This is a genomic window from Achromobacter sp. KK8 (genome assembly GCF_054188005.1).
In genome coordinates, this window is record NZ_CM135178.1 from 466,307 (window position 1) to 492,638 (window position 26,332).

The window sequence follows — 26,332 nt, forward strand, 5'->3', positions numbered from 1 at the left end:
TTTTTCAGTCGCGCGTTTCCAGCGCCTTGTTGATCCGCAACGCCAGCAGCGTGCAGGCCGTGCCGGACAGCAGATAGATACTGACCGCCACCAGCCCGAAACGCGCCGACAGCCCCAGCGCCACCAGCGGCGCGAAGGCCGCGCCCACCAGCCACGCCATGTCGGTGGTCAGCGCCGCCCCGGTATAGCGGAAACGCTTGCTGAAGTTGGCCGTCACCGTGCCGGACGCCTGGCCGTACGACAGCCCCAGCAGCGCGAAGCCGATCAGGATGAAGGCGTCCTGCGCCTTGGGGCTGCCGCCCAGCAGCCACGGCGTGAACAACGCGAACACGCCGATCAGCGCGGCCAGCAGGCCGAGCGTGGTGCGCCGGCCGATGCGGTCGGCGATCCAGCCCGAGGCGATGGTGCCCAGAATGCCCAATCCCGCGCCGATGATCTGCACGATCAGCACGTCAGGAATCTGCTGCGTCGCGCTGACCGCGATCCACGATAGCGGAAACACCGTCACCAGATGGAACAGCGCATAGCTGGCCAGCGCCGCGAACGCGCCCAGGAACAGGTTGTAGCCCTGCTCGCGCACCATCTGCCCGGTGCTGATGGGCTCCAGCTCCCCTTCTTCCATCAACTGGGTGTATTCCTCAGTCACCACCAGCCGCAGCCGCGCGAACAGAGCCACCACGTTGATGGCGAAGGCCACGAAGAACGGATAGCGCCACCCCCACTCGATGAAGTCGGCCTCGGTCAGCGTCACGTGCAGGAACAGGAACAAGGCGCTGGCGATCATGAAGCCGATGGGCGCGCCCAGCTGTCCCAGCATCGCGTACCAGCCGCGCCGCTTGGGCGGGGCGTTCAGCGCCAGCAGCGACGGCAGGCCGTCCCAGGAGCCGCCAAACGCCAGCCCCTGCAGGCAGCGGAACACCGCCAGCAGCACGATGGCGTGCGCGCCGATGACGTCATAGCCCGGCAGGAACGCCATCCCCACCGTGGCGGTGCCAAGCAGGAACAGCGCAATGGTGAGCTTGGTGCCCCGCCCCCAGCGCCGCTGGATCGCCATCGACACCGCGGTGCCGATGGGACGCGCGATGAACGCGAACGAGAAAATCACGAAGGCCCACAGCGTGCCTTCCAGTTGCGGCTCGAAGGGAAAGAACACGCGCGGAAACACCAGCACGCAGGCAATGCCGAAGACGAAGAAGTCGAAGTACTCGGAAGCGCGGCCGATCACGACGCCCACCGCGATCTCGCCGGGCGCCACCTTGGCGTGACTGCCCGTTGCGCCTGCCGAGCCCGGGCTCGGCAAAGGAGACGCGTGGCCAGGGTACTGCGTGGTGGTCGCCATGTGAGTGCTCGCTGAAAGGAGGTTTGAAAAACGCCTTGTCTACGCTTTTTTGCAACACACTCGTACGCACATGCATCCGGGACCCGCGGGCCGCGGCGCCATGGCGGCAGGCCCTGCCCCGCACACCTTCGCGTGCGTACTTTTGCTCTTTTTACCCTAGATTTTTCGCGGCTTCCAGCGTAGTGTTGCGTTTAACTCCCACGGTTACGTTTCGGGGTATGGCCATGCCGTCTTTCCCAAGGCTCCGCGGATTGTTGCTGTTCGCCGCCCTGCCGTTGCTCTCCGGATGCAATGCGGTATTGCTCTCGCCATCCGGTGACATCGCGCTGCAGCAGCGCAACCTGATCATCATCTCCACCGGCCTGATGCTGCTGATCATCGTGCCGGTGATCTTCCTGACTTTCCTGTTCGCGTGGCGCTATCGCGCCAGCAACCGCGACGCGCACTACGATCCCGACTGGAATCACTCCACCATGCTGGAGCTGCTGATCTGGGCGGCGCCGCTGCTGATCATCATCGCGCTGGGCGCGCTCACCTGGGTCAGCACCCACCAGCTAGATCCCTACCGGCCGCTGGCGCGCCTGTCCGAAGGCCGCGAGGTTCCTCCCGGCACCAAGCCGCTGGTGGTCGAAGTGGTGGCGCTGGACTGGAAGTGGCTGTTCCTCTATCCCGAACAAGGCGTGGCGGCGGTCAACGAAATGGCCGCGCCGGTCGACCGCCCGATCCAGTTCAAGATCACCTCGTCCACGGTGATGAACTCGTTCTTCATCCCGGCGCTGGCCGGCCAGATCTATGCCATGCCGGGCATGCAGACCACGCTGCACGCGGTCATCAACCACCCAGGCGAATACGAGGGCCTGTCGGCCAACTACAGCGGCGCGGGCTTTTCCGGCATGCGCTTTCGCTTCCACGGCCTGGACCAGCAGGGCTTTGACAAGTGGATCGCCGATGCCCGCGCCTCCGGCGCCACGCTCGGCCGCGACACCTACCTGAAACTGGAACAACCCAGCGAACGCAACCCGGTGCAGCGCTACGCCAGCGTCGCGCCCGGCCTGTTCGACGCCATCGTCAACCGCTGCGTCGAGCCGAACCGCATGTGCATGAAGGACGCCATGGCGATCGACGCCGGCGGCGGCATGGGCATTCCCGGCGCGCGCAACATCGCCAGCCTGGACGAGGCCACGCGCGAACGCCTGGGCCTGGCCGATGCGCCCGTGCGCAAGTATGTCGGCGCCATGTGCACGTCAGCGGCGGAACTGGCGCTGTAGCGGCCGCGCCGCCGCCACGGCGCATCGCGTGAAATCAAGGTATTCCCCCTGGAAACCGAGCCCTGGAAACCGAGATGACTGATCAACCAGACCTCACCAAGCTGATCTTCGGTCGCCTGACCTGGGACGCCATTCCCTTGCACGAGCCCATCCTGCTGGCCACCTTCGCCATGGTGGCGATCGGCGGCATCGTGGTGCTGGGCGCCATCACCTACTACCGCAAGTGGGGCTACCTGTGGCACGAGTGGTTCACCAGCATCGACCACAAGAAGATCGGCATCATGTACATGATCCTGGGGCTGGTGATGCTGCTGCGCGGCTTCGCCGACGCCATCATGATGCGCCTGCAGCAGGCCGTGGCCTTCGGTGATTCCACGGGCTACCTGCCGCCGCACCACTACGACCAGATCTTCACCGCGCACGGCGTCATCATGATCTTCTTCGTGGCCATGCCGCTGGTCACGGGGCTGATGAACTACGTGGTGCCGCTGCAGATCGGCGCGCGCGACGTGGCCTTTCCGTTCCTGAACAACTTCAGCTTCTGGATGACCACCGGCGGCGTGGTGCTGGTGATGATGTCGCTGTTCGTGGGCGAATTCGCCCGCACGGGCTGGCTGGCGTATCCCCCGTTATCGGGCATCGCGCACAGTCCGGACGTGGGGGTCGACTACTACATATGGGCCTTGCAGATAGCGGGGGTCGGCACACTGCTGTCAGGCGTGAACCTGCTGGTCACCATCGTCAAGATGCGCGCGCCCGGCATGTCGCTGATGCGCATGCCGATCTTCACCTGGACCGCGCTGTGCACCAACGTGCTGATCGTGGCGGCGTTCCCGGTGCTGACCGCGGTGCTGGCGCTGCTGTCGATGGACCGCTACGTCGGCACCAACTTCTTCACGGCCGACTTCGGCGGCAACGCCATGATGTACGTGAACCTGATCTGGATCTGGGGTCACCCCGAGGTCTACATCCTGATCCTGCCGGCCTTCGGCATCTTCTCGGAGGTGGTCGCCACCTTCTGCCGCAAGCGCCTGTTCGGCTACGCATCGATGGTGTACGCCACGGTGGTGATCACGGTGCTGTCGTACCTGGTGTGGCTGCACCACTTCTTCACCATGGGGTCCGGGGCCAGCGTGAACTCGTTCTTCGGGATCACCACCATGATCATCTCGATCCCGACCGGCGCCAAGATCTTCAACTGGCTGTTCACCATGTACCGCGGCCGCATCCGCTTCGAGGTGCCGATGCTGTGGACGCTGGGCTTCATGGTCACCTTCGTGATCGGCGGCATGACGGGCGTGCTGCTGGCGGTGCCGCCGGCCGACTTCGCGCTGCACAACAGCCTGTTCCTGATCGCCCACTTCCACAACGTCATCATCGGCGGCGTGCTGTTCGGGCTGATGGCCGGCATCACCTACTGGTTCCCCAAGGCCTTCGGCTACAAGCTCGATCCGTTCTGGGGCAAGTGTTCGTTCTGGTTCTGGCTGGTGGGCTTCTACTTCGCCTTCATGCCGCTGTACGTGCTGGGGCTGATGGGCGTGACGCGGCGCGTCAACCACTTCGAGGACATGTCGCTGCAGATCTGGTTCCAGGTGGCCGCGTTCGGCGCCTTCCTGATCGCCATCGGCATCGCCTGCTTCCTGATCCAGCTGGTGGTGAGCTACCGCCGCCGCGAATCGCTGCGCGACTTCAGCGGCGACCCATGGGACGGCCGCACGCTGGAATGGTCGACGTCGTCGCCGCCGCCCAACTACAACTTCGCCTTCACGCCGCGCATCCATGACCAGGATGCCTGGTGGCAGATGAAGCAGCACGGCTACCAGCGCCCGCAGGCCGGCTTCATCCCCATCCACATGCCCAAGAACACCTGGGCCGGCATCGTGCTGGCGGCGATCAGCGTGGTGATGGGCTTCGCGCTGATCTGGCACATGTGGCCGCTGGCGGTGCTGTCGTTCGCCGCGCTGGTCATCGTGTCCATCGTCCACACCTTCAACTACAAGCGCGAGTACTACGTGCCGGCCGACGAGGTCGTGCGCACGGAGGACGCCCGCACCCACCTGTTGGCGAAACATGTCTGATACCCTGGCCCCCACCCTGCCCGGCGGCAGCGCGCCGCCCGCCGAGCCCGTGTTCCACGTGGCTGGCGAACACCATCCGAAGAACGGCACGCTGCTGGGCTTCTGGGTGTACCTGATGAGCGACTGCCTCATCTTCGCCTGCCTGTTCGCCACCTACGGCGTGCTGGGGCGCAACTACGCCGCCGGCCCGTCCGGCGCCGACCTGTTCGACCTGCCGCTGGTGGCGGTCAACACCTCGCTGCTGCTGCTGTCGTCCATCACCTATGGCTTCGCCATGCTGGAGATGCGGCGCAACCGGGTCGGCGCCACGCAGGGCTGGCTGGCGGTCACCGGCCTGCTGGGGCTGGGCTTCCTGTCGCTGGAACTGTATGAGTTCGCGCACCTGATCCACCAGGGCGCCGGGCCGCAGCGCAGCGCCTTCCTGTCGTCGTTCTTCACGCTGGTCGGCACGCACGGGCTGCACGTCACGTTCGGCATCGTCTGGCTGGTGACGATGATGGTGCAGTTGCGCATGCACGGCCTGATCCCCGAGAACCGCCGCCGGCTGATGTGCCTGTCGATGTTCTGGCACTTCCTGGATCTGATCTGGGTCGGCGTGTTCACCTTTGTCTACCTGATGGGAGTGCTGCCATGAACGCGCATGCCGACCATGCCGGCCACGGCCACGATCACGGCCATCACGACGATGACGACGGCGCCGCCCATGGCACCCTGAAAAGCTACGTCACCGGCTTCGTGCTGGCGGCCATCCTGACCGCGATCCCGTTCTGGCTGGTGATGGACCGGGTGTTCGCCAGCTCGCGCACCACGGCGCTGGTGATCCTGGCGTTCGCGGTGGTGCAGATCGTGGTGCACATCATCTACTTCCTGCACATGGATACCAAGTCCGAAAGCGGCTGGAACATGTTGGCGTTAATATTCACGCTGGTGCTGGTCGTGATCACGCTCAGCGGATCCATCTGGATCATGTACCACTTGAACTCCAACATGATGCCCATGTCGGTCCACGACATGCGGAATATGCCCTGACGTGATGGCGGCAACAAAAGACTCTACGCATTCCGGCGACACCCCCCGCAATCCCCGCAGCGCAACCACCCTGGTCATCCTGGGCGTGGTTGCGGTCGCGCTGTTCGCGGGGCTGTGCGCCCTCGGTACCTGGCAGGTGCACCGCCTGGCCTGGAAACAGAACCTGATCGCGCAGGTGGAACAACGGGCCCATGCCCCGGCCACCCCCGCTCCCGCGCGCGCCGACTGGCCCGGGCTGACCGCGGACAATGCCGAATACCGCCGCGTGTCCGCCAGCGGCGCCTACCAATACGACAAGCAGACGCTGGTCCAGGCCGCCACCGAACTGGGCAGCGGCTACTGGGTCATGACGCCGCTGCAACTGGCGGACGGCGGCGGCACGGTGCTGGTCAACCGCGGCTTCGTGCTGCCCGAATGGCGCAAGCGCCAGGCCGGCGGCCAGGCCGAGGCCGACGCCGGCCCGGTCAAGGTCGATGGCCTGCTGCGCATGGGCGAACCCGGCAACGGATTCCTGCGCAACAACGATCCGGCCGCCAACCTCTGGTATTCGCGCGACCTGCCGGCCATCGCCAGCGCGCGCGGCCTGGGCGACGTGGCGCCCTACTTCATCGATGCCGACGCCGCGCCGGGCGCGGGCCGCGATCCGACCCAGGCGCCGGTGGGCGGCCTGACGACGCTGACCTTCCCCAACAACCACCTGGTCTACGCCATCACCTGGTACGCCCTGGCCGCCATGATCGTCCTCGGCGCCGGCATCGTGGCGCGCGAAGAACGGCGGCTGCGCGCGCGCCGCTGATTTCCGCGCTCCGGCGCGCCGCCGGAGCACCTCTCCTCTGCCTCTTGCCCGGCCTGGCCGGCGCGGCCTGAACAGGCGGCGCTGGCGCGCTCACGCGTCCCATTCCGGCGGCCCATGTGCCATCGTGGCTAACTCGTCTCAGATCCGTCCTAGAAGAAAGCAGGATGACCGGTCATTCACCGAACTTACCGGAGAATGACCCGGTGCAATCGACACGGGCAACCGGGACCGGCCGGACTTCCGGTCCTCCGGTCCGTTCTTCCGCCCTTCACCTCTCTAGGAGTTCTTCCGATGAAAAAGACGCTGCTCGCAGCCGCCATCCTGACCACTTTCGCCGGCGTCGCCCAGGCGGAAACGTCAGTCACGCTCTACGGCATCATCGATACCGGTATTGGCTACAACAAGGTCTCCGGCACCGAACCCGGTATCAACCTTGGCACCGGCAAACCTCAGAACGTCGACGTCAGCGGCAGCAGAATCGGCATGATCAACGGGGTGCAATCGGGCTCGCGCTGGGGCCTGAAGGGTTCCGAAGACCTGGGTGACGGCCTGCGCGCCATGTTCCAACTGGAAAGCGGGTTCGACTCCGGCAATGGCGACACCACCCTGGACCGCCTGTTCGGCCGCCAGGCCACCGTCGGCCTGGCCAACGATGCCTGGGGGTCGGTTGAATTCGGCCGTCAAGCCACCGTGGGTTCGAACTTCCTGGTGGAAATCGATCCCTTCGCCGCCAGCTTCACCCAAGCGAACATCGGCACGGGCTTGAGCGCCGCAAACACCATGCGCTGGGACAACATGATCATGTACCGCAGCCCCTGGACCGACGGCTTCCAGTTCGCTCTGGGCTATTCGTTCAACGTCGACACCGACGATGGCAACCAGACCGGCTTCCGCACGGCCGACAATGCGCGCGGCATCACCGCCGGCCTGCGCTATGTGCAAGGACCGCTGAACGTTTCGCTGACCTATGACCAGCTCAACAGTTCCAACAAGGCATATGCCACGGGCAAGAACGGCCGCCCCGTGTTTGATGACGCGGGCAATCGGGTTGCCTTGGACAACAACATCACGCCGCGGCAGTACGCGGTGGCCGTCTCGTACGACCTGGAGGTGCTGAAGCTGGCCGCCGCCTACGGCCGCACCACCGACGGCTGGTTCGTGGGCCAGGATCTGCCCGAGGGCTCGGCCTCCAACCACTTTGGCACGTATCGCTACGCCGAAGGCTTCAAGGCCAACTCCTACATGCTGGGCGCCACCCTGCGGCTGGACGGGGCAAGCAATCTGTTCGGCTCTTGGCAGCATGTCTCGCCGTCCAACGACCTGCTGACCGGCGACGATGCCAAGATGAACATCTGGAGCGTGGGCTACACCTACGACCTGTCCAAGCGCACCAGCCTGTACGCCTATGGCTCGTACGGCAAGAACTACGCGTTCATCGACGGCCTCAAGAGCACCGCAGGCGGCGTCGGCGTGCGTCACCTGTTCTGATCCGTGCCCCGCGCCGGCCGGGCCGGCGCGGCAACTGGTCGGCGCCCAGGGCGCATCCGCGCAGTTTCATGCGGATGCGCCCTTTCTCCATCCGCGCTCGGGGTTAACCCCGTTGCGTCGCCGAAAATAACCAGAAATTCGTGATTTTTGCCAGAAAATAGGACTTTTTGACCTACAATAGCGGCCGGGAACACCGCTGGGCGTCATGCTCAGCGTGCTGTTCCCTTTCTTTTTGTCTCTTCCTTTCCCTTCACTACAGGAGTCCCACGGATGAAAAAGACGCTGCTCGCAGCCGCAATGTTGACCACTTTTGCAGGCGTCGCTCAGGCAGAAACGTCAGTCACTCTCTATGGTGTCATCGACACCGGCATTGGCTACAACAAGATCAAGGGCAATGGCTATGACGGCAGCAAGCTCGGCATGATCAACGGCATCCAGGCCGGCTCCCGCTGGGGCCTGCGCGGATCCGAAGACCTGGGCGATGGCCTGCGCGCCGTGTTCACGCTGGAAAGCGGTTTCGATTCGGGCAACGGCACCCGCGGCCAGAGCGACCGCCTGTTCGGCCGCCAGGCCACCATCGGACTGGCCAACGACGCCTGGGGCACGATCGAATTCGGCCGCCAGGCCACCGTCGGCTCGAACTACCTGGCCGACATCGATCCCTTCTACACCAGCTACACCCAATCGAACCTGGGCCTGGGTTTCAGCGCGGCCAACACCATGCGCTGGGACAACATGGTGATGTACCGCAGCCCCTCGATGAGCGGCTTCCAGTTCGCCGCGGGCTATTCGTTCAACGTCGACGATACCAACAACGACGAAACCCATTTCCGCACCAACGACAATTCGCGTGGCATCACCGCCGGCCTGCGCTACGTGGAAGGGCCGGTCAACGTCACGCTGACCTACGACCAGCTCAATGGCTCGAACCGCGCGTCGATCGACCATGACGCCACGCCGCGCCAGTACGCGGTGGGCCTGTCGTACGACCTGGAAGTGGTGAAGCTGGCGGCCGCCTATGGCCGCACCACCGACGGCTGGTTCGTCGGCCAGGACCTGCCGGCCGGCACGCCGTTCAGCGACGAGTTCGGCACCAACCGCTACGTCGACGGCTTCAAGGCCAACGCCTACATGCTGGGCGCGACGATGCCGGTGGGCGGGGCCAGCAGCCTGTTCGCGTCGTGGCAGCACGTGTCGCCGTCCAACGATCGCCTGACCGGCGGCGACGCCAACATGAACGTCTGGAGCGTGGGCTACACCTACGACCTGTCCAAGCGCACCAACCTGTACGCCTATGGTTCGTACGGCAAGGACTACGCGTTCATCGATGGCCTCAAGAGCACCGCGGCCGGCGTCGGCATCCGCCACGTGTTCTAAGGCGGGGGATCGCGCCGGCGCAGCCGGCGCCCCGGCGGCTCGCCGTAGGCGCGCCGGTACATGGCGATGAAGGCGCTGTCGCTGGCATAGCCCACGGCATGCGCCACCTCGGTCACCGAGGCGCCTTCGGCCAGCCGGGCCCGCGCCATCAACAGGCGGCATTGCGCGCGCCAGCGGGTGAACGACAGGCCGGTTTCGGCCAGGAACACCCGCGCCAGCGTGCGGCCGCTGGCCCCCACCCGCCGGCCCCATTCGTCGATCGACAGCGGGCAGGCCGGATTCTCCAGCAATTCACGCGCGATGGGCGCCAGCCGCCGGTCGCGTGGCATCGGCAGATGCAGCGGCGCCGTCGGCGCCGCCGCCAACTCGTCCAGCAACGCGCCCACCAGACGCTGGCGCGGCGCATCCAGGGCCGCGTCGGACGGCCATCGCGTCACGCGCACGATCAGTTCGCGCAAGAGCGGATTGACGTCCAGGATCGCCGGCTCCCGTGGCAGGTCCGGGTAGGCGCGCACATCGAAATACAGGCTGCGATAGGCGAACGTGCCCTGCATGGCCGTGCGATGCACGCAACCGGCCGGCAGCCAGGCGGCCTGCAGCGGCGCCAACTGCCCGACCCGGTCGGCCAGGTACAGCGTCACACCACCTTCCGCTTGGTAAAGCAATTGGGTGCGCTGGTGCGCGTGCCAGTCCGAGGCATGCTCGCGCGTGTCGATCGCCATGCCCACGATGGGGCAGGCGACAAGGTCGGGATCCTCGACGGCGGGAAGCGTATAGATGGGCATGTCCGATTGGCGATGTTTTATGGCGCGATGTCGTGATTTTGCGCGCCGTGGCGCGCCTACGCTAGCGTCTTTTTGCTTGACGGCGACACCATGTCTTTCCCCCCCTCCTCATCCGGCCCGCGCGCGTTGCCCCCGCCCTGGCTCGTCATCGCGCTGCTGGCGCTGCCGCAGGTCGCCGAGACCATACTCGCGCCCGCGCTGCCCGACCTGGCGCGCCACTGGCGCCTGGATGCCGCGGCCACGCAGCCGGTCATGGGCATCTTCTTCGTCGGCTTTGCCGCCGGGGTGCTGCTGTGGGGCCATCTGGCCGACACCCGCGGGCGCCGCCCGGCGATGCTGGCCGGCCTGGCACTGGGGCTGGCGGGCACCTTGTGCGCGCTGGCCGCGCCGGCCTATCCCTGGCTGCTGGCCGGCCGTTTCCTGCAGGCGCTGGGGCTGGCGGCGTGTTCGGTGGTGACGCAGACCGTGCTGCGTGATTGCCTGGACGGCCCACGGCTGACCCATTACTTCGTCATGCTGGGCACGGTGCTGGCGTGGTCGCCGGCCGTCGGGCCGCTGACGGGCCAGGTGTTGGCCGACGGACACGGCTACGGCGGCGTGCTGGCCGCGATCGCGGTGGTGGTGGCGCTGCTGCTGGGAGCGGTCGCCTGGCGCTGGCGCGAAACCCGGCCGGCGCCGACCGGCGCCGTGCCGCTGGCCGCGCTGGCGCGCCGGATGCTGGCCGACGGCGCGTTGCGCCTGGCCGTGCAGCGGGTGGCGGGACTGAACCTGCTGGTATTTTCGTTCTACGCGGCGGGACCGTTCATGACAGGCTCGCTGCCCGGCCTGGGCTTTGGCTGGGTGGGCCTGGGCGTGGCGCTGGCCGGCAGCCTGGGCGCGGCCTGCAACCGCCGCCTGCCCGCGACTGCGGGCGCCGCGATCCGGGTGCGCCATGGCCTGCGCTGCGTCGCGCTGGGCGCGGCGGCGCAGGCGCTGGCCATGGCGTGGCGGCCGCAGCCCGGCTGGCTGTGGGCCGCCGCGGCCTTGCCGGTGTTCATCGGCTACGGCCTGGCGATACCCAATCTGCTGGGACCGGCGCTGCGTCGCTATGGCCATTGCCTGGGCCGCGCCGGCGCATTGTTCGGCCTGGCCTACTACAGTCTGCTGGGACTGGGATTGGCGGCCACGTCGTGGTTGCCGTTCGATACGCCGCTGCCGTTGAGCGCGGCCTGGCTGGCCGTCGCATTGTGGCTGTTGGCGGCGCGTGAACGCGATTAGCGCGGCCAGGCGGCCGGCCGCCGCTTGGCCGCCAACCTTTACTGCGTCTGCGGGCGCCGGCGGCCCTTGTGCGCCGGCGGCGCCTCGACCGCCAGCCCCTCGGCGCGCCAGTCGGGAAAACCGGCGTCCAGCCGCCGCGCGCGCAGGCCATGGGCGCGCAGCGCGGTGACGGCATCGGACGACAGCACGCAGAAGGGGCCGCGGCAATAGGCCACGATCTCATGGTCGGCCGGCAGCTCTTCGAGCCGCTTGAGCAGTTCGTCCGCGGGAATGTTGATGGCGCCGGGCAGGTGCCCCTGCGCGAATTCGTCGGCGGGCCGCACGTCGAGCAGCGTCATGCTGCCTTCGCCCAGGCGGCTCAGCAGTTCGTCGCGCGATATGGCTTCGAGGCCGTCGCGCCGGTCCTGGCTGTCGGCCACCAGGCGCCGCATCTCGCCGCGATTGTGCTGCGCCACCGCGTCCAGGGCGTTGAGCAGGCCGGCGATCGGCGCGGAGCCAAGCCGGTAGTACACGTGCTTGCCCTCGCGCCGCGTCACGACGAAGCCGGCGCGGCGCAACTGTTGCAGGTGCTGCGAGGCATTGGCCACCGACAGTCCCGACAATTCGGCCAGCCGCTCGACCGGCCGCTCGCCCTGCGCGATATGCTCCAGCAGGATCAGGCGATGGGCATTGCCCAGGGTACGGGCGAGTTCGGCCAATTCGGCGGCAAGAGGGGGCTGGACGGAAGGCGCGGTCATTGGCGGCGATCTTAGCATTGCGCCTGCACCCGTCTGCTCCTTGGACGCCTCCCCGGCATGTCCGCGGCGTGACGATGCAATGAACGCGAAACACGGCGCCGTCATCATTGGATACTTCTCGGACCAATCCTCCAAATCCATGTCCCGCATGCCTTCTTCCGACCTGCTCCGTCCGTTCACCGCTCGCTGGCGCCCCGCGCTGCGGATCCTGGCCCTGGCCGCGCTGCCGCTGCTGCTGGCCGCCTGCAACGGCGGCGGCGACGACGATGACGACGAGGCCACCAGCCCCCCGGTGGCGCAGAATCCGGCGCCGCCGGCGGACACGCGCAACCAGGCCTACCTGGCGGCCAAGGCCGGCGACGTGATCCAGGTGCGCATCGAGGAACTGCGGCCGACGCAGGCCGCGATCGGCTACGACCAGATCTACTACAAGCTGGGCCGCTGGCAAGGCGACTTCAATCGCGCCACCTGGGCGGCCGACCCGGTCAAGCAACTGGACTACCTGAACCGCACGGTCGGCAAGAAGTTCAGCGACTATTGCGAGGACATGGGCGCCACCACCTCCCAGGCCTTCACATCGATCGCGCAGTTGCAGGCGGCGCGCCTGGACCAGCCGGCCACCTTCAGCTGCACCGCCGCCATGGGCGCCGATCCCGCCAACCTGAAGACCGTGGTGGTCGGCTGGGACGGCAATCTGTACCTGACCGACGGCCACCACACCTTCTCGTCGCTGCGTGAGATCGCCGATGGCGGCCCCAAGCTGCCGGTGTGGGTCAAGGTCGATGCCAACTACAGCGGCGTCGGCACCGCCGCGGCGTTCTGGCAACGCATGGTCGACGAACGCAAGGCCTGGCTGCGCGACGGCCAGAACCAGCCCATCACGGTGGACCAGCTGCCGACGCGGCTGGGTATCGCCAACGCGCAGGAAGCCGGCGGCATGCAGGAAGACCGCTACCGCTCGCTGGTGTACTTCACCCGCGACATCGCCTACAGCAACGGCAACCTGCCGGAGTTCGCGGAATTCCTGTGGGGCGACTGGCTGCGCCGGCAGGTGGCCGGCGGCCAGTTGCCGGGCCTGGACCAGTACGCCATGATGGCGCCGTCCACGCCCGCGCAGATCCTGACCGTGAGCACGCTGAATGCGTCGCTGGCCTCCACCGGCGCCAACGATGGCTACGCCGCCGCGGTGCGCAACGCCGCGCTGAAGATGAGCGCGCTGGCCGACAGCGACATCGTGTTCCAGGACCGCACGGCCGCCAGCCTGGGCCGCATCCAGCTGGTGGCGGGCGCCCCCAGCGGCTCGCCCACCAAGAAGGCGCGCGATACGCTCGAAGAACTGCCGCGCAACGACGTCAAGGCCGACGCGTCGCCGGAAGGCTCGCCGCGCGGCGCCGGCAAGCTGTGGTTCGCGGTCAACTACCGCGCCTGCGGCAAGCCCGCCGCCGGCACCTGCTGGGGCTGGTAGGCGCGGGGCCGCCTCAGCGGTCGACCTGCATGGCCGGCCGCGCCTGCACCTTGCCCAGCCAGGCCTGCACCTTGGGGTGGGCCGCGATCGGCGCCCCCAGCATCGCGCTGTAGCCGATCACCGCCCCCACCACCAGGTCGGCCAGCGAATACTCGGCGCCCAGCATCCACGGCTGGCGCGCCAGGTGGCCCTCCAGCACCGCCAGCAGCGAATCCAGGTCGGCCAGCGCCCGCTCCGCCTGGCGCGGATCGCGTTGGCCTTCATCACCATGGCCGAGGTGGAACAGGCGCCACAGCACCGCGCCATACGACACATAGGACCACGCGCACCAGGACATGGCGGCCAGCCGTTGCGGCGTGCCCGCGGCGGGCCACAGGCCGCGCTCGACGCCCCAGTGCTCGCCCAGCCACAGCTGGATCGCCAGCGCCTCGAACAGCGGCGCGCCGTCCACGGTCAGCGTCGGCACCTTGCCGTTCGGATTGATCGCCAGGAACTCGGGCCGGCGCTGTTCGCCGGCGCGGATGTCGACCTTCACGCGTTCGTGCGGGACTTGCAGCTCGGCCAGGGCGGCGGCGATCGGGGAGGCGCTGGACTGGGGGTGCCAATAGAAGACGATGGACATGAAGAACTCCGGTTTTCAGGGGATTCCCGCCGCGGCCCCATGGCCGCTGGCGATGGCGTGAACTGTAGAATCCATTGCGGACAGTTTCCGCCCTCGATTCGTTTTATCGTCACCGCCATGCTCGCTTCCAGCAATCGACTCCTGCGCCTGCTTTCCCTGCTGCAGACCCGCCGCCACTGGGCCGGCGGCGAACTGGCGCAGACCCTGGAAATCCACCCCCGCACATTGCGGCGCGACATCGACAGGCTGCGCGAGCTGGGCTACCCGATCCAGGCCAGCAGCGGCGTGGCGGGCGGCTATGCGTTTCGCGCGGGCAATGCCCTGCCGCCCTTGCTGCTGGATGACGACGAGGCGCTGACGGTGGCGATCACGCTGCGCACCGCGGCCACCGGTTCGGTGGGTGGCGCCGAGGAAGCGGCGCTGCGCGCGCTGGTGAAACTGGAACAGGTCATGCCTGCCAGGCTGCGCCACAAGGTCGATGCGCTGCGCACGGCGCTGGTGCCGGTGCCGCGCGCCGGTCCGCTGATCGATGCCAGCCAGCTGGCCGTGCTGGCAGCCGCCTGCCGCGACCAGCTGCGCGTGCATTTCGACTATACCGACGGCCGTGGACAGGCCACCAGCCGCCAGGTCGAGCCGCAGGGGCTGGCCCATACGGGCTATCGCTGGTATCTGGTGGCGTGGGATCCGGCGCGCGCGGACTGGCGCACCTTCCGGCTCGATCGCATCGCCGGCCCGGTGACCCCGGGCGCGCATTTTGCGCCACGCCCGCCGCCCGATGGCGGCGACCTGCGCGCCTACGTGGCGCGATCGGTGGGGCAGGCCGCCAACGGCGAAGAGGCGCGCATCGTCCTTCATGCCACGCGCGCGGCGATGACCGCGCGCATTCCGGCAGCCGTCGGCGAAATCGACGCCCTGGACGACGATCGCTGCCTGCTACGCTGCCCGGGCCAGTCGCTGGATGCGCTGGCGTACTGGCTGATGGCCTTGGAAGTGGAGTTCGATGTGCTGGCGCCCGCCGCGCTGGCGTTGCGCCTGCGCACCGCGGCGGAGCGCGTCGCGCGCATGCTGCAACGGCGGGAGACCGCGCCGGGCAGCGTGCCGGACGGCCCTGCCGGCGGCTGACGGCCCGGGCCGGGCGCGCTCAGCCGGCGTGCTCGACCTGCCTGGCCTGTTCGGCCTTGGCCAATTGCTGCAGGACCAACGATACCTTTTCCGCGACCTTGAGCTTGTCGGCCGCGGACATGGCGTCGTATTCCGCCTTGGAAATGCCGAGCGATGCCAGCGCGGCGTAGAACATCTTTTCCTGCAGCGACATGGAAGCGTAGTCCATGAACTCGCGCTCGGCGGCCGACGCGACCGGCGCCGCTCCCTTGACGCCACCGGCCAGGGCCGAAGCGCCGCGTTGCTGCGCGTCGGTGAACGCCGCGCGGAACGCGTCGCCGCTGGCGGCATCAGACGTACGGAAGCCGGCCCGGTTGGCGGCGTTACTGGCATTCACGGCGATCATGGGGAAACCTTTGCGCGAGTCATCTCGATGGTCCGCAAGTTACCCCGCCAGCCGGCCCGCCGAAGCGCCGGACTGAGGGCCGATCCGGTTGCTTATCCGTGGATTGCGGCCCGTGCGCGCCGGCTGCCGTTCGAGTATCTTGTGACTCCCACGCACATACCGGAGCGCGCGCCGCCATGAGTCTCGACACGAACCCCACTTCCCTCCCTTCCGCTTCCGTCGCCCCGCCCGCCGACGTATTCCTGCAATTCCTGGTGAACCTGGTGAACAACGGCGGCCAGCTCAAGAGCATCGGCGTCACGCTGCAGATGGGCGGCATGCTGGTGTCGGGTTCGATCGTGTCGGGCGCGGAGTATTTCGACCGCTTCGCCGAAACCTTCTCCGACTCGCTCTCCGACATGGATACACAGGCGCGCCAATCGGTGCGCACGTCGCTGGCGGAACTGGGCGACGTGTTCCGCCTGCCGCAGCCGGCCGAGCCCCTGCCCAACTACATCCACCTGGTGGATGCGCTGTTCTTCACCGCTGACGGCACGCCGATCGCCGGCCAGCCCACGCTCTGGCGTGGCCGCAGCAGCGCGGTGGACGGTTTCATCCTGGGCCGCCTGCAGTCCGAATAAGCCGTGCCAACCGGGGCCGGCGTGGGCCGAGGACGCCGCCGCGCCCCGCCGGGCTGCCGGTCAGCGCTCGGTCCAGCTGGGCCGGGCGGTGCAGGCATGGAAGCTTCGCCAGGCATCGCCGTCGGCCTGCAACCAGACGTCCAGGCATTGCGCGCTGATCGGCGCCGACAGGACCGTGCCGCGGAACAGCAGGCCGGGCCGCGGCCGCAGCCAGACGAAATCGTGCATGTCTTCGATGTCGTCGATCGTCACCTGCAGCTTGGCGGCCGTCGCGCATTCCATGAGGGAGTCGAAGCGGCGCTGCAGCGCGCGGTCGGCGCCAAGGCCGCGAGGAATGCGCAGTGTCAGGCCGGTCACGCGCATGACGCCGCTGGCCACCGGCTTGCCGCCGCAACTGGCCGGCAGCAGCCGCGCGCGCAGGCTGGCGCGGAATTCGGTGTGGCAGGCCAGCACATGCGCCTGCGGCAGCAGACGCCGGAACAGCGGCACGCTGAAGGTCAGGCGCCGGGTGGCCAGTTGCAGCGGCGTGTTGCCGGCCGCCGGGCCAAGGCAGATATGATCGCGCGACACGCTGATATCGAGATCGGCGCACAGCCGCCGCGCCACGTCTGTGCCGTCCGGCACGGTCAACGCGTGTTCGAAGGACAGGTCGAGCGGGGCGGGAAGCCCGGCCGCGAAGGCCACGGCGGCCCGCAGCCGGGCCCGCTGCGCCATGAGGCCCGGGCTGCCGCTGCGCAACGGCGTGATGCTGTCCGCGACGGCGTACTCGTGCACCTGGCCCTGCGCCGTGAACACGGGCTGGAACCGCAGGAACAGGGATTCCTCGCGTGGCGGCCAACGGCGAGCGGCATCACGCATGGCGCGGCCTGGCCGCGGATGCCGGCCAGGAACGGCGCGCGGGGGGAAACATCATGGAACCTCGTGTGAGCGCGGTGGCGCCGGGATTCCGGCCGCGGCGCGGCGGGCGGAAGACAGAATCTGGTACGAGGACGATGTTGCCAAAGGCACAGCGGCGATTGAACAAGAAAATTCTCAATCGCGGCGCGCGCACACCGCGGGAGCGGCGGGGCCACCGCTGGCCCCGGCGATCGCCTCACGCCCGAGCGAACGGATCAAGCGACAATGACTGTCCCCAATTTTTGAGATTCTTCTTATGGTCCGAATCCGCAAACGTCGATACGATTCCGTCTTACGCCCTGGCTTCGAAACATTTTGGTTCAAGTCCGGATCCTGGTGCAGAATAATCCGTATGCCGTCCCGGCCAACCTGACTGCGCCTCGCATGCAAAGACTCCGCATCGTCATCGCCGATGACCATCCGCTCGTGCTGATGGGCATGACCGACCTGCTGAACAAGGACCTGAGCTTCGACGTCGTGGCGACGCTGGCCAGCCCCACCGCGCTGGTGGAGCACATGAAGCGCGATCTGCCGCAAGTCGTCATCACCGATTACTCGATGCCGGGCGACGAGATCTACGGCGACGGCATCCGCCTGGTCAAGTACCTGATCCGCCACTTTCCCGGCGCCCGCATCGTCGTGCTGACCATGGTGTCCAATCCCATGATCATTTCGGCGCTGTACGACGCCGGCGTCGAGGCCGTGGTGTTCAAGCGCGACGACCTGGGCGAGATCGTCACCGCGCTGCACGCGCTGCAGCTGGGCCGCAAATACTATCCTCCCGGTTTCCAGCGCGAGGGTTCGCTGGCCGCGCGCCACAAGTTCATCGGCGAGCGCATCAACAGCCTGTCGCCCAAGGAATTCGAGGTACTGCGGCATTTCATCCGCGGCGAATCGATGATGCAGGTGGCCGACAGCCTCAAGCGCAGCGTCAAGACCGTCAGCGGCCAGAAGATTTCCGCCATGCGCAAGCTGAACGTGCAGACCGACCAGGAACTGGTCGCCTTCTGTGTCGAAAGCGGCATGTTCCAATAAGGGTTCGACCAACCCGATTGAGTAGATGGGCATGACGCAGCAATCCATGGACGTCGTCAGCGGCCTGGCGGTGGACCGCCAGGCCATGCAGGCGATGATCGACCAGGCGCAGGATAGGCCGCTGGCCTTCGAGGATTGCGATTTCGAGCAAGCCGACTTTTCCCGGCTGGACCTGCGCGGCGCCCGCTTCACCGCCTGCGCCATCGCCGGCGCCTCGTTCCAGGGCGCCACGCTGGCCGACACCGTCTGGCGGCGCTGCCGTGGCGGGCACGCCGTCTTCGCCTCGGCCGATGCCAGCGACGCGATCTTCGAGCATTGCGACCTGAACAACGCCAGCTGGCGCCGCGCGCGGCTGGCGGCGGCCCGCTACACCGGCTGCAAACTCACGGGCGCCGACTTCGACGGCATCGCCTGCCTGGGCTGGACGCTAGAGGACTGCCTGCTGGTGGGCGCGCTGGTGCGCGGCATCTCGTTTCGCAAGAGCGAATTGCGGCAGCTGGACTTTTCCGATGCCGACCTGAGCGGCAGCGACCTGCGCGATACGGTGTTCCACGGCGGCAGCCTGCGCCATGCCACCCTCAAGAACGTGCGCTTCGAGGGCGCCGACCTGCGCGAGGCCGACCTGGGCGGCATCGACCTGTCGGCGGCCGCCAGGCTGGCCGGGGCAGTGATCTCCAAGACCCAGGCGGCGGCGCTGCTGGCGGAACTGCGCATCACCGTCATCTGACGCCGGCTCCCTGCGCATGCGCCAGGCGGGGGCTGGCCGCCGCGCCCGCCTCCCGCTACACTGCCGCCGACAGGCCGGGCCATCGGCGCCGGTCCGCGACCAGGGAACCGCCATGCTCGAGACAGACAGCATCCAAGCGCGCAGGTCAGCCGGGCAACAGGCCCGGGAGCACGTCAAGCGTTCGTCGCACGCGGCCATCGGCAACGTCGACCGCGATCCGGTCAGGTTGTTGCGCGGCAACAGCCACGGCCGCGTCAAGGCCCTGATCCCGCTGCGCTACGGGCGCATGGCGGCCTCCCCCTTCACCTTCTTTCGCGGCGCCGCCATCCTGCAGGCGCACGACCTGGCGGGCACGCCGCATACCGGCATCTCGATTCCGCTTTGCGGCGATGCGCATCTGCTCAATTTCGGCGGCTTCGCCACGCCCGAACGGCAACTGCTGTTCGACCTGAACGACTTCGACGAGACCGCCCCGGGCCCATGGGAATGGGACATCAAGCGCCTGGCGGCCAGCCTGGCGGTGGCGGCGACGCACATGGGCTATGGCCGCGGCGACAGCGCCGACATCGTCATGGCGGCTGCGGCCGAGTACCAGTCGCGGATGAACGAATACGCGCAGAACAGCACGCTGGACGTCTGGTACGACGGCCTCACCTTCGAACGCATGCTGCAGGACGCCGCGACGCCCGAGGGCCGCCGGCTGATCGCCAAGGCAATGGAGAAGGCCGCCGGCCGCACCAACGAAAGCATGCTGCGCAAGATGGCGTACCAGGACGACGGCCTGTGGCGCATCCGCGACGCGCCGCCGGCGATGTTCCATCCGTCCGGCCCCGTCACCCTGCTGGGCAAGGACGAGCATTGGCCCGACACCGCCACCTGGAAGAAGAAGATGGCCAAGTGCTTCGGCGGCTATCTCGACAGCCTGACGCCGGACCGGCGCGAACTGCTCAAGCATTTCGCGCTGCAGGACGTGGTGTTCAAAGTGGTGGGCGTGGGCAGCGTCGGCACCGTGTGCCTGGTGGCCTTGATGGTCGACAGCTGGGGCAATCCGCTGTTCCTTCAGGCCAAGGAGGCGCGCGAGTCCGTGATCGCGCGTTATGCCCGCGACAAGGCGCCGGCGCATGGCGGTTTCCGCGTGGTGGCGGGACAGCGCCTGTTGCAGGCGGCCAGCGACATCTTCCTGGGCTGGTCGACCGGCCCGCGCGGCAAGCATTATTACTTCCGCCAGCTGCGCGACATGAAGGTGTCGGCCGACGTCGAGAGCTTCAACCTGAAGATCCTGACCGGCTACGCCCGGCTGTGCGGCCGGGCGCTGGCGCGCGCCCATGCCAAGGCCAGCGGGCATGCGGTGGAGCTGGCCGCGTACATGGGGCGTGCCAGCGCCTTTCCGCAAGCACTGGTGACCTACGCGCAGGACTATGCGCGGCAGAACGAAAAGGACTACCGCCACTTCCGCGACGCCTGCCGCGCGGGCCGGCTGCCCATGCGCACCGACGAGGACATGGCGGCGGACTTCCGCGTCTGAGCGCGCCCCTGCGTCAGGCGCCGGACAGGCCCATGGCCGGATCGCTTACCGTGTGCGCGCCGGTCTCGACGCGACCGGCGAAGCGGCGATAGAACGCCGGGTCGCTGGAGCAGGTGACGGCAAAGTCGTACCACTGGCCGCTGGCCGCCAGCGTCCAGTGGCGGGAGGCCTTGCCGCCGCCCGCCACCTCCAGCGCCACCGGCGCGTCCTGGCGATAAGCCTGCGGCGTGACGGTGAAGGTGCAGGCCTGGGCGCCGGTGTTGAGGAACTCGGCATAGACCTCGCCATTGGCGATGTCGTAACAGACCCTGATCTCGGGCAGCGAGCCGCTGTCGGCGATGCGGTTGGTGTCGCCCTTGAAGTGGCGGTGATAGCCATTGGGGCCCAACACCCACAGGTCGTACATGCCCAGGTTGTCCTGCAGCGCGTTCCAGGTGTCGGACAGCGTCTTGCCGGCCTCGACCATGTAGCGGCGCGGCAGCCGGTCCAGGTGATAGCGGTCGTAGACGTGGAACACCGCGCCCTGCGTGCCGCCGTTGGCGAACAGCAGTTCCACCGTGCCGGCCGCGGCGCAGCGCGCGCTGGTGTGCAGTTCGTACGGCAGGGCCCGCGACGGGCGCGTGCCGCTGGCCTGCAACGGCAGCTGCATGTCGGTGGGCAGCGGCATCTGCGGCAGGGCTTCCTGCGCGGTGCGCAACTGATCGGCCGCGGCGCGCGTGGCGCGCCCGGCCAGCGTGGGCAGCGCCTCGGTGTTGGGCGTCTTGAAGTTGAAGGCGCTGGTCAGGTCGCCGCAGACCGCGCGGCGGAACGGGCTGATGTTGGGCTCGGCCACGCCGAAGCGCGCTTCCAGGAAACGCAGCACCGAGGTGTGGTCGAACACCTGCGAGTTGACCCAGCCGCCGCGGCTCCACGGCGAGATCACGTACATCGGCACGCGCGGGCCGGGCCCATAGACGCGGCCGTCCTTGGCCGCCGGCTGGGTGGTGCTGCCGGCGGGCGAGGCGTGCGTGAAGTACTCGAACGTCATGTCGGCGTCGGCCAGCGTGGTCTTGCCGGCCAGGCCGCCGCCGGCATCGCGCGACGGCGCGGACGGCGACGGCACGTGGTCGAAGTAGCCGTCGTTCTCGTCGAAGTTCACCAGCAGCACCGTCTTGCTCCAGACCTCGGGCACGGCGGTCAGCGCGTCCAGCACTTCCTGCAGGAACCAGGCGCCCTGCACCGGACTCGACGGGCCGGGATGTTCGCAGTAGATCGAGGGCGCGTTCATCCAGCACACTTGCGGCAGCCTGCCTTCGCGGATATCGCGCTTGAAGGCGTCCAGGTAGTTTTCGGGCGCCGTGCCCGGCAGCGTGTTGGCGATGCCCTTGTAGAGCGGATTGGCGGCGTTGTCGGTGGCGGGGTCGTACGCCTTGTACGGCAGCGCCTGGCCGGTGTTGGCGTAGGGCACGCCGGGCTCGCCGCCGCTGGAGACCGGATAGCCGGAATTCACGTTGGCCTGGCGGAAGGCGCGGAACGCGCCCAGCATGTTGTCGCCCCATTCATCGGGCATGTTCTGGTACGAAATCCAGCTGACACCAGCCTGTTCCAGCCGCTCGGCGTAGGTCATCCAGGTGTAGCCGGTGTTGACATTGGCGGGCAGGCCGTCGATCCAGTCCCATTCGTTGTTGACGAAAGCGGTGTTGGTGGGCACCGCGCCGTTGGTGCCGGTCAGGTGGAACGCGCGGTTGGCGTCGGTGCCGGTGTGCATGGAACAGTGATAGGCGTCGCACAGCGTGAAGGCATTGGCGAGCGCGAACTGGAACGGGACCTCGCGTTCCTTGAAGTAGCCCATCGAGATGTCGTTCTTGTGCGTGGGCCATTGCGCCATGCGGCCGCCGTCCCAGGCGCGTTGGCTGTCGTCCCAGCTATGCGGCGTGCCGGCGGCGCGCTGCGCGTTGTGGCTGGTGCCATCGATGTGGAACGGCGTCAGCACGGCGCCATTGGCGCGCTGCTGCTGCCAGACCTTGCGGCCATTGGCGAGCGGAATCGGAAAGCGGTCGCCGAAGCCGCGCACGCCCTTGAGCGTGCCGAAGTAATGGTCGAACGAGCGATTCTCCTGCATCAGGATGATCACATGCTCGACATCCTTGATGGTGCCGGTGGCGTTGTTGGCGGGAATGGCCAGGGCGCGGCGGATGCTGGGCGGAAAGGCGGCCAGCGCGGCGGCGGCAAAGCCCGCGCCGGCGGCGGTCTGGAGGAAATTGCGGCGGGAAGTCATCGTTGTACTCGGAATCGGTGGGGTCGGCGCAACCGCCGCTTACGGCGCGCAACGCAACTGCGGCGCGGGCTTGGGTTGTTCGGTGGCCGGCGGCGACGCGGGATCATCCGAGGAATCGTCGTCGCCGCCACAGGCGACGAGCGTGGCGGCGGCGAGCAGGACCGCGGCAAGGGTTCTTGCGAGACTCGTGGAGGGCATGGGGAGGTTCTTGGAAAAGAGGAGGACCGACCTTGCCGCGAAGCATCGGCAAGACCCCAGCGAGTCTAGGAATGCGAAGTGACAGCGCCGTGAAAGCAGGCGCGTCAATGCCGGCCGCGGCGCGTGCGCGCGGCCTCAGTGTGTGTCCAGATGCGTCAGCGCGGAATCAACGCGCGCGGCGGCTGAAGCGCTGTTCGACCACCACGCCGCCCCATTGCGTGCCTTCGGCTTCCTGCGTCAGCACGAAGCCCGCCGACTCATAGAGATGGCGCGCGGCGTCCAGGCCCTTGAAGGTCCACAGATACGTTTCGTCAATATCGAGCGCGTCGACGAAGGCCATGGCGCGCGCCAGCAAGGCCCGCCCCACGCCCATGCCGCGCAGCGACTCGTCGACGATGAACCAGCGCAGGTGCGCGCTGCGCGCCGCGAGGTCGCCGTCGATGGCGATGGAGGCCAGCGTGCGGTTGCCGTCGGTGTAGCGCCACAGGTTCTTGCCGGGCGCGGGCAGGCTTTCGGCGAAGGCCGCCAACCCCGTGGCCACCAGGCGCTCGAACACCACGCCGAAGCCGGCGGCCTGGGCGTAGTAGCGCGCGTGCAGCGCGGCCACGTCGCCGATACAGCCCGGCGCGTAGCCTTCCTGGATCTGCGACTCGATCGCGTCGCTGGCCTGCGCGGCGCGGGTGTTGGGGTTCTCGCGCGACAGGGCGTCGGCATACAAGGAAAGGTAGCGCACCAGGATTTCCTGGTCGGGCGGCGCCAGTTGCCGCAGCGCACGCGAGACTTGCTCGGTGGCGAACTGGTCGATGCGGTTGCGCAGGTCCAGGCCGGCGGGCGTGAGCGACAGGCGCGAGGCGCGCGCGTCGCCGCTGTCGCTCTCGCGCGCCACCAGGCCGGCCGCTTCCAGCTTGGCCACCTGGCGGCTGGTGTTGGATTTGTCCAGCCGCAGCACCAGCGCCAGGTCGCGCGCCTGGATGCCGGGCTGCAGGCCGATCTCGATGATGGCGTGCACCGCCGAGGGCGCCAGGTCGCTGCCGGCCAGCGACGGCCGCATGAAACCCAGTTCGCGCACCAGCTTGCGCGAGAATTCCCGCAGGTCGCGGATGGTCTGTTCCCGGGATCGGGTGGGAAAATCGATAAGATCCATGATGGCGCGTCCTGAAGTTGCGGGTCGCAACCAATTTACTTGCGAATCGCAACCAAAACAAGCCCCGGCCCATGAAAATTCAATTGCTGTCCGATCTGCACCTGGAGTCCGATCCCGGCTTCGTCGCCCATCCCATCCCCGGCGCGGACCTGCTGGTGCTGGCCGGCGACATCGGTTCGTACCAGCAGCGGTCCCGGCTGACCACGGACGACTTCGGCCTGGGCCGCTATGCGCCACGCAACGGCTGGCCCACGCCCGTGGTCTACGTGCCCGGCAACCATGAATACGACAACCTCGATTTCGACGAAACCCATGAACGCCTGCAAACGCTTTGCCAACAACTGGAAATCCAGTGGCTGGAACGCGAAACGCGGGTCATCGATGGCGTGCGTCTGGTGGGCACCACGCTGTGGACCGATTTCGACGCGCTGGCCGCGCCCGGCGACACCTTGACGCAGGTGCTGGCCAAGCGCGGCAAGGCCTTCCGGGCCGCCGATTTCTACCTGGAGAAGGCGCAGATGCGGCGCCATGGCGCGCCCTTCATGGCCGAGCAGATGCGCGAACAGGGCCTGGCCTGCCAGGCCTGGCTGGAACAGGCGCTGCGCACGCCCTTCGACGGCCCGACGCTGGCCATCACCCACTTCGCGCCCAGCCTGGCCAGCGCCGATCCGCGCTACGGCGTCACGCCGGGCACGGCCGGCTTCTGCAACGCGCTGGACGGCCTGCTGCCGCTGGCGGACGTCTGGATGCACGGCCACCTGCACTGTCCGCTGGACTACGTGAAGGACGGCTGTCGCGTGGTGGCCAATCCGCTGGGCTACGCCAGGAAGGGCGAACAGGACGGCTTCCTGCCCGACGCGCTGTGGGAGGTGCCGGCGGCGTAGCCGCGCAGCGCGCCTTTCCGCCATTCAGCCCGGGGCCTCGTCCAGCTCGGCCAGCACCTGCCGCGCGACGTCGTCGAGCGAGCGCCGCCGGTCCATCGCCACGCGCTGCAATTGATCGTGCGCGGCCTGCTCGCTCAGGCCGTGGCGGCTGACCAGCAACCACTTGGCGCGCTCGACGCGGCGCCGTTCCTCCAGCGCGCCGCGGGCCAGCGCCAGCGCATCGTCCGACTGCCGCAGCCGCTGCGCCTGTTCCCGCATCAGGTCGAGGATGGACCGTTCCATGGCCTCGCCCACGCCATCCTGCGGCGGCACGTCGAGAATACGGCCCTGCAACTGGAACAGCATGGCCGGCGCCGCGTCGCTGGCGTGGTCGGCGAAACGGCTGAGCAGCAGCCGGTGATTGTCGAGCTCGGCGCGAGTCTCGACGATGCGGCGATGGCATTGCAGGGTCAGGGCCTCGGCCAGCAGGCTCTCGACCGCGCGCATGGCGTCGATGCGTTCGGTGCAAAGGCCGAACCAAAGCTCGGCCAGGCCGGCGTCGACGCGTTCGGCCTCGGAGGTGCGCAGCGCCATGTCGCGCAAGCGCAGCACCGGGCCGCCGCCCTGCTCCAGCCGCTCCCACGCCGCCAGCGCATCCGCGCCGGCGTACTGCGCGAAGCTGTCGAAGCAGCGCTTCTGCAGGTCCGCCAGTTCCAGCAGGCGGGCCTTTTGCGATTCGGTGAAGTAGCCGGCGGTGTAGCCCATGACGCCATAGGCGCGCTCCTGGCCGCACAGCTCCTTGCCCTGCATGAAATTGAGCAGCGCCACCAACAGGCGCGTGACGCCGGCGTCCAGCGACGAATCGGCGGCTTCGAACACCAGCGCGAACAGGCTGGCGATGAGCCGCGTGAAGACCGCGCCGGCGTCTTCCGCCGCCACGCGGCGGTCGCGGATGGCGCGGCGCGTGCGCGGCAGTTCGTCCAGGCGGTACAGCGCATACGCGATGCAGTTGAGCAGGCGCGCCTTGCCGGCGCTGCGGGTGGCATCCGGCTCCAGCCGGTCGAGGAAGCGGCGCACTTCTTCCTCGACCGCGCAGGCGTCGGAACTGAGGCCCGCCAGCGTCTGGCGCAGCGCGTCCTGGCCGCCGCACAGATACAGGTTGGACGAGCCCCGTTCCTTCTGCAGCACGTGCACCAGCTTGCTGACCAGGGTGGCCAGTTCGCAGGTGGCCGCCAGGGCCTCGAGCCCGTGCAGCTCGCTGCGGCGCGCCGCCAGCAGGAAGCGCAGGGTCGAGGGCATGGCGTGCTCGGACATAACG

25 protein-coding genes are annotated in these 26,332 nt (G+C 68.0%); 15 read left to right on the forward strand and 10 right to left on the reverse strand.

Annotated elements, in window-relative coordinates; translation table 11 throughout:
- Positions 1-4 precede the first annotated feature (4 nt).
- Positions 5-1,339 (reverse strand): MFS transporter, encoded by a 1,335-nt coding sequence (locus ACVN9Z_RS02290; RefSeq protein ID WP_458213047.1) that lies wholly within the window; start codon positions 1,337-1,339, stop codon positions 5-7.
- A 224-nt stretch (positions 1,340-1,563) separates the two neighbouring features.
- Between ACVN9Z_RS02290 and cyoA the strand changes: the two genes are divergently transcribed.
- The 7 genes from cyoA to ACVN9Z_RS02325 all read left to right on the forward strand — a co-directional run bounded on the left by cyoA (position 1,564) and on the right by ACVN9Z_RS02325 (position 9,375).
- Complete coding sequence (gene cyoA / locus ACVN9Z_RS02295) at positions 1,564-2,607, forward strand: ubiquinol oxidase subunit II (RefSeq protein WP_035183065.1); 1,044 nt, start codon at positions 1,564-1,566, stop codon at positions 2,605-2,607.
- 74 nt (positions 2,608-2,681) lie between these two features.
- Positions 2,682-4,685: a cytochrome o ubiquinol oxidase subunit I gene (gene cyoB, locus ACVN9Z_RS02300; RefSeq protein ID WP_458213048.1), complete on the forward strand. Its 2,004-nt coding sequence runs from the start codon at positions 2,682-2,684 to the stop codon at positions 4,683-4,685.
- Positions 4,678-5,319, forward strand: coding sequence for a cytochrome o ubiquinol oxidase subunit III (gene cyoC, locus ACVN9Z_RS02305; protein ID WP_054437607.1), 642 nt, complete (start codon positions 4,678-4,680; stop codon positions 5,317-5,319). The genes cyoB and cyoC overlap by 8 nt, the downstream gene beginning before the upstream one ends.
- The gene (gene cyoD / locus ACVN9Z_RS02310; protein ID WP_006387366.1) at positions 5,316-5,714 is read left to right on the forward strand and encodes a cytochrome o ubiquinol oxidase subunit IV; all 399 of its coding nucleotides are present in this window, start codon (positions 5,316-5,318) and stop codon (positions 5,712-5,714) included. Before cyoC ends, cyoD begins: the two co-directional genes overlap by 4 nt.
- Before the next feature lie 4 nt (positions 5,715-5,718).
- Positions 5,719-6,510, forward strand: coding sequence for an SURF1 family protein (locus ACVN9Z_RS02315; RefSeq protein WP_458213049.1), 792 nt, complete (start codon positions 5,719-5,721; stop codon positions 6,508-6,510).
- A 291-nt stretch (positions 6,511-6,801) separates the two neighbouring features.
- Complete coding sequence (locus tag ACVN9Z_RS02320; RefSeq protein WP_458213050.1) at positions 6,802-7,998, forward strand: porin; 1,197 nt, start codon at positions 6,802-6,804, stop codon at positions 7,996-7,998.
- Between the two features lie 270 nt (positions 7,999-8,268).
- On the forward strand, positions 8,269-9,375 hold the full coding sequence (locus ACVN9Z_RS02325; protein ID WP_112957947.1) for a porin: 1,107 nt from the start codon (positions 8,269-8,271) through the stop codon (positions 9,373-9,375).
- Here ACVN9Z_RS02325 and ACVN9Z_RS02330 read toward each other — a convergent pair.
- Complete coding sequence (locus ACVN9Z_RS02330; RefSeq protein ID WP_054505206.1) at positions 9,372-10,160, reverse strand: AraC family transcriptional regulator; 789 nt, start codon at positions 10,158-10,160, stop codon at positions 9,372-9,374. The genes ACVN9Z_RS02325 and ACVN9Z_RS02330 overlap by 4 nt on opposite strands.
- Positions 10,161-10,250: 90 nt before the next feature.
- Here ACVN9Z_RS02330 and ACVN9Z_RS02335 point away from each other — a divergent pair, with 90 nt between their 5' ends.
- On the forward strand, positions 10,251-11,417 hold the full coding sequence (locus ACVN9Z_RS02335) for an MFS transporter (RefSeq protein WP_458213051.1): 1,167 nt from the start codon (positions 10,251-10,253) through the stop codon (positions 11,415-11,417).
- Between the two features lie 38 nt (positions 11,418-11,455).
- Here ACVN9Z_RS02335 and ACVN9Z_RS02340 read toward each other — a convergent pair whose 3' ends face one another.
- Entirely contained in the window at positions 11,456-12,154 is a 699-nt protein-coding gene (locus ACVN9Z_RS02340; protein ID WP_458213052.1) for an ArsR/SmtB family transcription factor, read from the reverse strand.
- Between the two features lie 139 nt (positions 12,155-12,293).
- On the opposite strand from ACVN9Z_RS02340, the gene ACVN9Z_RS02345 reads away from it, so the two are divergent.
- Positions 12,294-13,619, forward strand: a complete 1,326-nt coding sequence (locus tag ACVN9Z_RS02345) for a ParB/Srx family N-terminal domain-containing protein (protein ID WP_081398424.1) — start codon at positions 12,294-12,296, stop codon at positions 13,617-13,619.
- Between the two features lie 13 nt (positions 13,620-13,632).
- Here ACVN9Z_RS02345 and ACVN9Z_RS02350 read toward each other — a convergent pair whose 3' ends face one another.
- A complete protein-coding gene (locus ACVN9Z_RS02350; RefSeq protein ID WP_458213053.1) occupies positions 13,633-14,241 on the reverse strand; it encodes a glutathione S-transferase family protein in 609 nt (202 codons plus the stop codon).
- A 117-nt stretch (positions 14,242-14,358) separates the two neighbouring features.
- Between ACVN9Z_RS02350 and ACVN9Z_RS02355 the strand changes: the two genes are divergently transcribed.
- Complete coding sequence (locus ACVN9Z_RS02355) at positions 14,359-15,363, forward strand: helix-turn-helix transcriptional regulator (protein WP_054437620.1); 1,005 nt, start codon at positions 14,359-14,361, stop codon at positions 15,361-15,363.
- A 19-nt stretch (positions 15,364-15,382) separates the two neighbouring features.
- Here the strand turns inward: ACVN9Z_RS02355 and ACVN9Z_RS02360 are convergent, their stop codons facing one another.
- A complete protein-coding gene (locus ACVN9Z_RS02360) occupies positions 15,383-15,748 on the reverse strand; it encodes a hypothetical protein (RefSeq protein WP_020926507.1) in 366 nt (121 codons plus the stop codon).
- A 176-nt stretch (positions 15,749-15,924) separates the two neighbouring features.
- On the opposite strand from ACVN9Z_RS02360, the gene gvpU reads away from it, so the two are divergent.
- Entirely contained in the window at positions 15,925-16,368 is a 444-nt protein-coding gene (gene gvpU, locus ACVN9Z_RS02365) for a gas vesicle accessory protein GvpU (RefSeq protein ID WP_006384571.1), read from the forward strand.
- Between the two features lie 60 nt (positions 16,369-16,428).
- Here gvpU and ACVN9Z_RS02370 read toward each other — a convergent pair whose 3' ends face one another.
- Entirely contained in the window at positions 16,429-17,226 is a 798-nt protein-coding gene (locus tag ACVN9Z_RS02370) for a hypothetical protein (RefSeq protein ID WP_054445762.1), read from the reverse strand.
- Positions 17,227-17,649: 423 nt separating this feature from the next.
- Here ACVN9Z_RS02370 and ACVN9Z_RS02375 point away from each other — a divergent pair, with 423 nt between their 5' ends.
- The 3 genes from ACVN9Z_RS02375 to ACVN9Z_RS02385 all read left to right on the forward strand — a co-directional run bounded on the left by ACVN9Z_RS02375 (position 17,650) and on the right by ACVN9Z_RS02385 (position 20,552).
- Positions 17,650-18,300, forward strand: coding sequence for a response regulator (locus ACVN9Z_RS02375; RefSeq protein ID WP_035183054.1), 651 nt, complete (start codon positions 17,650-17,652; stop codon positions 18,298-18,300).
- Positions 18,301-18,325: 25 nt separating this feature from the next.
- Complete coding sequence (locus ACVN9Z_RS02380) at positions 18,326-19,027, forward strand: pentapeptide repeat-containing protein (RefSeq protein WP_006387354.1); 702 nt, start codon at positions 18,326-18,328, stop codon at positions 19,025-19,027.
- A 112-nt stretch (positions 19,028-19,139) separates the two neighbouring features.
- The gene (locus tag ACVN9Z_RS02385; protein WP_049050726.1) at positions 19,140-20,552 is read left to right on the forward strand and encodes a DUF2252 domain-containing protein; all 1,413 of its coding nucleotides are present in this window, start codon (positions 19,140-19,142) and stop codon (positions 20,550-20,552) included.
- A gap of 13 nt (positions 20,553-20,565) precedes the next feature.
- Here the strand turns inward: ACVN9Z_RS02385 and ACVN9Z_RS02390 are convergent, their stop codons facing one another.
- From ACVN9Z_RS02390 to ACVN9Z_RS02400, 3 genes are all read right to left on the reverse strand, one after another.
- Positions 20,566-22,809: a phosphocholine-specific phospholipase C gene (locus ACVN9Z_RS02390; RefSeq protein ID WP_006387353.1), complete on the reverse strand. Its 2,244-nt coding sequence runs from the start codon at positions 22,807-22,809 to the stop codon at positions 20,566-20,568.
- A gap of 39 nt (positions 22,810-22,848) precedes the next feature.
- Positions 22,849-23,007 carry a hypothetical protein gene (locus ACVN9Z_RS02395; protein WP_165595750.1) on the reverse strand — a complete coding sequence of 53 codons (159 nt, stop codon included), beginning with the start codon at positions 23,005-23,007 and terminating at the stop codon, positions 22,849-22,851.
- A gap of 166 nt (positions 23,008-23,173) precedes the next feature.
- On the reverse strand, positions 23,174-24,151 hold the full coding sequence (locus ACVN9Z_RS02400) for a GNAT family N-acetyltransferase (RefSeq protein WP_049054397.1): 978 nt from the start codon (positions 24,149-24,151) through the stop codon (positions 23,174-23,176).
- Positions 24,152-24,222: 71 nt separating this feature from the next.
- Between ACVN9Z_RS02400 and ACVN9Z_RS02405 the strand changes: the two genes are divergently transcribed.
- On the forward strand, positions 24,223-25,035 hold the full coding sequence (locus ACVN9Z_RS02405; RefSeq protein WP_024070303.1) for a metallophosphoesterase: 813 nt from the start codon (positions 24,223-24,225) through the stop codon (positions 25,033-25,035).
- A gap of 24 nt (positions 25,036-25,059) precedes the next feature.
- On the opposite strand, the gene ACVN9Z_RS02410 is transcribed toward ACVN9Z_RS02405, so the two are convergent.
- Positions 25,060-26,328: a nitrate- and nitrite sensing domain-containing protein gene (locus tag ACVN9Z_RS02410; protein WP_054473045.1), complete on the reverse strand. Its 1,269-nt coding sequence runs from the start codon at positions 26,326-26,328 to the stop codon at positions 25,060-25,062.
- Positions 26,329-26,332: the final 4 nt, after the last annotated feature.